This is a genomic window from Flavobacterium sp. S87F.05.LMB.W.Kidney.N, from assembly GCF_004366435.1.
In the GTDB taxonomy this organism is placed as follows: domain Bacteria; phylum Bacteroidota; class Bacteroidia; order Flavobacteriales; family Flavobacteriaceae; genus Flavobacterium.
In genome coordinates this window covers 76853-83358 of the sequence record NZ_SODX01000008.1, presented here as the reverse complement: position 1 = coordinate 83358, position 6506 = coordinate 76853, and the positions used below count along the sequence as shown (strand labels likewise).

Below are 6506 nucleotides of genomic sequence, written 5' to 3'. Positions count from 1 at the left end.
AATAAATTTACCAAATACAGATAATCTGCTTCTTCACGAAAACCTCTTTTATAGATTATTCCTTTGTCTTTTCCAACCGGCTGAAAACAACAGTCTAAGTGTAATGCATTGTCGCGGGCTTCCAATTTCGATTTAACCAGATCAAATTCTTTTACAATTTTATTCGGAAATAATTCTTTTATAAAATTGACGCCATGCATATTTGTTCTTGCAGTTATATAATCTTTATAATCGCTTCCTTTATAAGTACCTATAAAAATATGATCATTCCAAAGCATAACATCTCCGCCTTCTATATGAACTTCTTCCGGCGGACGCACGACTTTTAAAGGATCTATTTGATCAATTACATATTGAATTGCATCCAGTTCACGCTCGCGGTCTGGTAAAATATTCGATTTTATAAAAACATCATCAATTACAAATCCAATATCTCTTGCAAAAATCTGATTGTAATTTTCTATCAATTCGGGGCGGTAAACAGTTACATCATACTTTTGAAACACAGCATTAAAAGCATCCATTTCAGCAGTCATATCTTTTTCGATAGGATATGTTCCTGCTTTAATATGTTCCAATGATTTAGGATCATAGGCTTCTTCTAATGAAGGAGTCGGCCCATTATGAACGGCAGAACCCAAAACTACGGCACGCAGTCTTGACGTTTCGTTCTTTACATTTAATTGCAACATAACTTTATTATATTTTGGACAAAGATAAAAAAAGCTTCACAGTTAAGTGAAGCTTTAGTTTTTTATTTATTCGACTTAAAGTCTCTTAAAGGGTGTCCTGTGTAAATTTGTCTAGGTCTTCCAATTGGCTCCTTGTTTTCACGCATTTCTTTCCATTGAGCGATCCAACCTGGTAATCTTCCAATTGCAAACATAACAGTAAACATGTCAGTTGGAATCCCTAAAGCTCTGTAGATAATTCCAGAGTAAAAATCAACATTTGGATATAAGTTTCTTGATTTGAAGTAATCATCTTCAAGAGCTGCTGCTTCTAATTTTTTAGCAATTTCCAAAATCGGATCTTCAACACCCAAAGTTTCTAATACTTCTTTAGCTGCTTTTTTGATGATTTTTGCTCTTGGATCAAAGTTCTTGTAAACTCTGTGACCGAATCCCATTAAACGGAATGGGTCATTTTTGTCTTTTGCTTTCGCCAAAAATTTATCAGTATCACCTCCGTCTTTGTTGATTTCTTCCAACATTTCAAGAACCGCCTGATTTGCTCCACCGTGAAGAGGCCCCCAAAGTGCAGAAACCCCAGCAGAAATTGAAGCAAATAATCCAGCGTGAGAAGAACCTACCATTCTTACTGTAGATGTAGAACAGTTTTGTTCGTGATCTGCATGAAGAATAAATAATTTATCTAAAGCATCCACAACTACAGGATTTGCTGAGTAAGGTCCTGTAGGTAATTTAAACATTAACTGCATAAAATTATCAACATAACCAGTTGTGTTATCGTAATAATTTAATGGATATCCCATAGATTTTCTGTATGTCCATGTAGCAATTACAAGAAATTTACCCATTGTTTTACAAATGGCTTCATACATTTCTTTTTCGTTATCAACATTTACAGCTTTAGGATTAAATGCTGTTAAAGCACTTGTTAAAGCAGATAAAACGCCCATTGGGTGAGCTGTTTTTGGAAAACCATCTATGATATTTTTCATCTCTTCGTTTACCAAAGTATGTTTTTTAATACCATTTTCAAACTGCTCTAATTCTTGAGCTGTTGGTAATTCTCCAAAAATCAAAAGATAAGACACTTCTAAAAAGCTAGCTTTCTCAGCCAAATCTTCGATTGAATATCCTCTGTAACGTAAAATTCCTAATTCTCCATCTAGGAAAGTGATTTCGCTTTTACAAGATCCAGAATTTTTATAACCTGGGTCAATTGTAATAAAACCAGTTAAATCACGTAATTTGTTAATATCGATAGCTGATTCGTTTTCACTTCCTGTGATTACCGGAAGTTCAATCTTTTTACCATCTATTTCTAATGTAGCTATTTTTGACATAATATCTTGGAAATAATTCTTTAAATAATAATTTACCAAATCTAATGAATTTAAGACTAATTAAAAAAAGAATACTGCTATGAATTTGTTAAAAGTCCAAAAAAAAACCATCTGCAAAAACAGATGGTTTCTTTTCAATATATAACTTTTATAATTATTTGATTTTAAAAGCATTTAAACCAGGAAAATATGCAGTACTTCCTAATTCTTCTTCGATTCTCAATAATTGGTTGTATTTCGCCATACGGTCTGAACGAGACGCTGAACCAGTTTTAATTTGACCACAGTTTAAAGCCACAGCTAAATCTGCAATTGTATTATCTTCAGTTTCTCCAGAACGGTGAGACATTACAGATGTGTAACCAGCATTTTTCGCCATGTTTACAGCTGCAATTGTTTCTGTTAAAGTACCAATTTGGTTAACTTTTACAAGGATCGAATTAGCAATTCCTTTTTCAATACCAGTTGATAAACGAGCAACATTTGTAACAAATAAATCGTCACCTACTAATTGTACTTTGTTTCCAATTTTTTCAGTTAAATATTTCCATCCATCCCAGTCATCTTCATACATACCATCTTCGATAGAAATAATTGGATATTTAGAAGCAAGGTCAGCTAAATAATCAGCTTGCTCTTCAGAAGTTCTGATTTTTCCAGTTTCTCCTTCAAATTTAGTGTAATCGTATTTACCGTTTACATAAAATTCTGAAGCAGCACAGTCAAGAGCAATCATAATTTCGTCACCGAAAGTATATCCAGCTTTTTCAACAGCAAGTTTGATAGTATCTAAAGCATCTTCAGTACCACCAGCTAAGTTTGGAGCAAAACCTCCTTCATCACCAACAGCTGTACTTAAACCTCTATCATGTAATACTTTTTTCAAACTATGGAAAATTTCAGTTCCCATTTGCATAGCATGTGTAAAAGAAGTTGCTTTTACTGGGAAAATCATAAACTCTTGAAATGCAATAGGAGCATCAGAGTGAGAACCACCATTAATGATGTTCATCATTGGAACTGGCAATGTATTAGCAGAAACACCACCTACATATCTGTATAATGGCAGACCTAGCTCGTTAGCAGCAGCTTTTGCAGCAGCTAAAGAAACTCCTAAAATTGCATTAGCTCCTAATTTAGATTTGTTTGGAGTTCCGTCCAAATCAATCATTAATTGATCGATTGTGTTTTGTTCGAAAACAGAAGTTCCAACTAATTCTTCAGCAATAACAGTATTTACATTATTCACTGCGTTCAAAACACCTTTACCTAGATAAGCTTTACCTCCATCACGTAATTCAACAGCTTCGTGCTCTCCAGTTGATGCTCCAGATGGAACAGCAGCTCTACCTAAAACTCCATTTTCAGTTACTACATCAACTTCAATAGTAGGATTCCCTCTAGAATCAAGAATTTGTCTTGCGTGAACTTTAATTATAATACTCATTATTTTTGTTTTTTATTAATAAATTATATTTTTTTTCCGAAATTATAAAAATATTTAATACTATAAACGCATTTTAGTTATTAAACACCTTTATTTATTAACTACATCGTTTTAGACCCAGCAAGTTTAATATTCTCTACAAATTGATCAAACAAGTATGAAGAATCATGTGGTCCTGGACTAGCTTCTGGATGGTATTGTACTGAGAAACAATTCTTATTCTTCATTCTCATTCCTGCAACTGTATCATCATTTAAGTGTATATGAGTAAGCTCTAATTCAGGGTGACCTTCTAAAGCTTCTCTTTTTACAGCAAAACCATGATTTTGAGAAGTAATTTCACCTTTCCCTGTAATAAGATTTTTTACTGGATGATTTATACCTCTGTGTCCACCAAACATTTTATAAGTTTTCACTCCATTAGCAAGTGCAATTACCTGATGCCCTAAACAAATACCAAATAAAGGTTTATCATCAGCAATAATTCTTTTTGCTACCTCGATCGCACCAAAAAGCGGATCTGGATCACCAGGTCCGTTTGATAAGAAATAACCATCAGGATTAAACTCTGTTAAATCTTCGTATGTTGAGTCGTATGGGAAAACTTTAATATAACAATCTCTTTTCGCAAGATTTCTTAGAATATTCTTTTTAATTCCAAGATCAAGTGCTGAAATTTTATATGTAGCATTTTCATCTCCTACAAAGTAAGGTTCTTTTGTAGACACTTTAGAAGCCAATTCCAGCCCTTCCATATCAGGAACATTTGCTAATTCTTTCTTCAAGTCTTCAACAGAAGTTCCATCTGTACAGATAACTGCATTCATAGCTCCATTATCACGAATATAACTAACAAGAGCTCTGGTATCAACATCAGAAATACAAATAAGATTTTGTTTTGTAAAGTAATCTTCTAAGCTTCCAGAAGCACCTTCTCTAGAATAGTTAAAGCTAAAGTTTTTACAAACTAAACCAGCAATTTTAACGCTCTCTGACTCTACTTCTAAATCATTGATTCCGTAATTACCAATATGCGGATTAGTCGTAACCATTATTTGTCCGAAATAAGAAGGATCAGTAAAAATTTCCTGATATCCCGTCATTCCAGTATTAAAACAAACTTCACCAAAAGTTTTACCGCTAATTCCGATAGATTTTCCGTGAAAAATTGTTCCATCACTAAGTAATAAAATGGCGCTTTTTCGTGTTGTGTATTTCATTATTTAATTTGTATTGTTTTTTTATCAAGTTATAAAACCAAAATCTTGGTTTTAAATGTAATTAGAAATTTTGCAAATTTACTTCTTTAAAGAAGCCCTTCCAAGATTTTTTAAAACTTTCACTCATAAAAATAAAACCTATTATTTTAAATATGTTACACTTTTGAGGTTTCAAAAAATCAAAAAAAAAGGATAAACTAAAAATTAGTTTATCCTTTAATATTATAGAATGATTACTTTCATAATTATTCAGAAGCTTCAGTAGTCGTTTCTGATTCAGCAGCAGGAGCTTCTGGAGTAGCAGCTTCTGCTTTTTTAGCTTTACCACCACGACGGCTTTTTGCTTTTTTAACTTCTTTTTTACCTCCGTTGTAAAGTTCATTGAAGTCAACAAGTTCGATCATTGCCATATCAGCATTATCTCCCAAACGATTTCCAACTTTAATGATACGAGTGTATCCACCTGGACGGTCTCCAACTTTAGCAGCCACATCTCTGAACAAGTCAGTTACAGCATATTTGCTACGTAGGTATGCAAAAACAATACGACGATTGTGAGTCGTATCTTCTTTTGATTTTGTGATTAAAGGCTCAACGAATTGTTTAAGCGCTTTAGCTTTAGCAACAGTAGTGTTAATACGTTTGTGCTCAATAAGAGAACAAGCCATATTAGCCAACATAGCTTTTCTATGTCCAGTCTGTCTGCTTAAGTGGTTGAATTTTTTTCCGTGTCTCATGACGTGTTTTTTTTATCTTCATCTTGCTACAATCCACTATGGAGAGCAAAATATGAAGTAAATTATTCTTTATCTAATTTGTATTTAGCTAAATCCATTCCGAAAGTTAAATTCTTCACTGCAACAAGTTCATCAAGTTCAGTTAAAGATTTTTTACCAAAATTACGGAATTTCATTAGGTCATTTTTATTGAACGATACTAAATCACCAAGTGTATCAACTTCAGCCGCTTTCAAGCAATTTAATGCTCTCACAGATAAATCCATATCAACAAGCTTAGTTTTAAGCAATTGTCTCATATGCAATGACTCTTCATCATACGATTCTGTTTGTGCAATTTCGTCAGCCTCAAGTGTAATTCTTTCATCAGAAAACAACATGAAATGGTGAATTAAAACTTTAGCAGCTTCAGTAAGAGCATCTTTTGGATTAATAGATCCATCAGTTTTAATTTCAAAAACCAATTTTTCGTAATCTGTTTTTTGCTCTACACGGAAATTTTCGATTGCATATTTTACATTTTTTACCGGAGTAAAAATAGAATCTGTAAAAATCGTTCCAATTGCAGCATTTTGTTTTTTGTTCTCCTCAGCAGGAACGTATCCTCTACCTTTTTCGATTGTTAAATCGAAGTTCAATTTGATTTTAGAATCTAAATTACAGATAACAAGGTCTGGATTCAAAACTTGAAAACCTGAGATAAATTTTTGAAAATCACCTGCTGTTAATTGATCTTTACCAGAAACAGAAATAGTAACTGATTCATTATCGATATCTTCAATTTGACGTTTGAAACGTACTTGTTTCAGATTAAGGATAATTTCGGTAACATCTTCAACAACACCTGAAATAGTAGAAAACTCATGATCTACACCTTCGATACGAACAGATGTAATTGCATAACCTTCTAATGCTGAAAGCAAAACTCTTCTAAGTGCATTACCAACTGTCAATCCGTAACCAGGTTCTAAAGGTCTAAATTCGAATTTACCTTCAAAATCGGTTGAATCGATCATGATAACTTTATCGGGCTTTTGAAAATTAAATATTGCCATAAATTTCGACTAAGT

General features: G+C 33.0%; 6 protein-coding genes. All 6 read right to left on the bottom strand.

What is annotated here, in order from left to right; all coding sequences use genetic code 11:
* The coding region (locus EDB96_RS20670; RefSeq protein ID WP_134142854.1) for a dimethylarginine dimethylaminohydrolase family protein at positions 1–692 on the bottom strand (692 nt) is incomplete at its 3' end.
* A gap of 62 nt (positions 693–754) precedes the next feature.
* Positions 755–2032 (bottom strand): citrate synthase, encoded by a 1278-nt coding sequence (locus EDB96_RS20665; RefSeq protein ID WP_134142853.1) that lies wholly within the window; start codon positions 2030–2032, stop codon positions 755–757.
* A gap of 154 nt (positions 2033–2186) precedes the next feature.
* Positions 2187–3479, bottom strand: a complete 1293-nt coding sequence (gene eno, locus EDB96_RS20660; RefSeq protein ID WP_057114915.1) for a phosphopyruvate hydratase — start codon at positions 3477–3479, stop codon at positions 2187–2189.
* 101 nt (positions 3480–3580) lie between these two features.
* Positions 3581–4699 carry a glutamine-hydrolyzing carbamoyl-phosphate synthase small subunit gene (gene carA, locus EDB96_RS20655; RefSeq protein WP_057114916.1) on the bottom strand — a complete coding sequence of 373 codons (1119 nt, stop codon included), beginning with the start codon at positions 4697–4699 and terminating at the stop codon, positions 3581–3583.
* A gap of 245 nt (positions 4700–4944) precedes the next feature.
* A complete protein-coding gene (rplQ, locus tag EDB96_RS20650) occupies positions 4945–5436 on the bottom strand; it encodes a 50S ribosomal protein L17 (protein WP_057114917.1) in 492 nt (163 codons plus the stop codon).
* Positions 5437–5498: 62 nt separating this feature from the next.
* The gene (locus EDB96_RS20645) at positions 5499–6491 is read right to left on the bottom strand and encodes a DNA-directed RNA polymerase subunit alpha (RefSeq protein ID WP_008464329.1); all 993 of its coding nucleotides are present in this window, start codon (positions 6489–6491) and stop codon (positions 5499–5501) included.
* Positions 6492–6506: the final 15 nt, after the last annotated feature.

Bases quoted from the DNA above. Each gene is read 5' to 3' on its own strand.
- EDB96_RS20665 (WP_134142853.1), bottom strand. From the start codon at position 2,032: ATGTCAAAAATAGCTACATTAGAAATAGATGGTAAAAAGATTGAACTT.
- eno (WP_057114915.1), bottom strand. From the start codon at position 3,479: ATGAGTATTATAATTAAAGTTCACGCAAGACAAATTCTTGATTCTAGA.
- carA (WP_057114916.1), bottom strand. From the start codon at position 4,699: ATGAAATACACAACACGAAAAAGCGCCATTTTATTACTTAGTGATGGA.
- rplQ (WP_057114917.1), bottom strand. From the start codon at position 5,436: ATGAGACACGGAAAAAAATTCAACCACTTAAGCAGACAGACTGGACAT.
- EDB96_RS20645 (WP_008464329.1), bottom strand. From the start codon at position 6,491: ATGGCAATATTTAATTTTCAAAAGCCCGATAAAGTTATCATGATCGAT.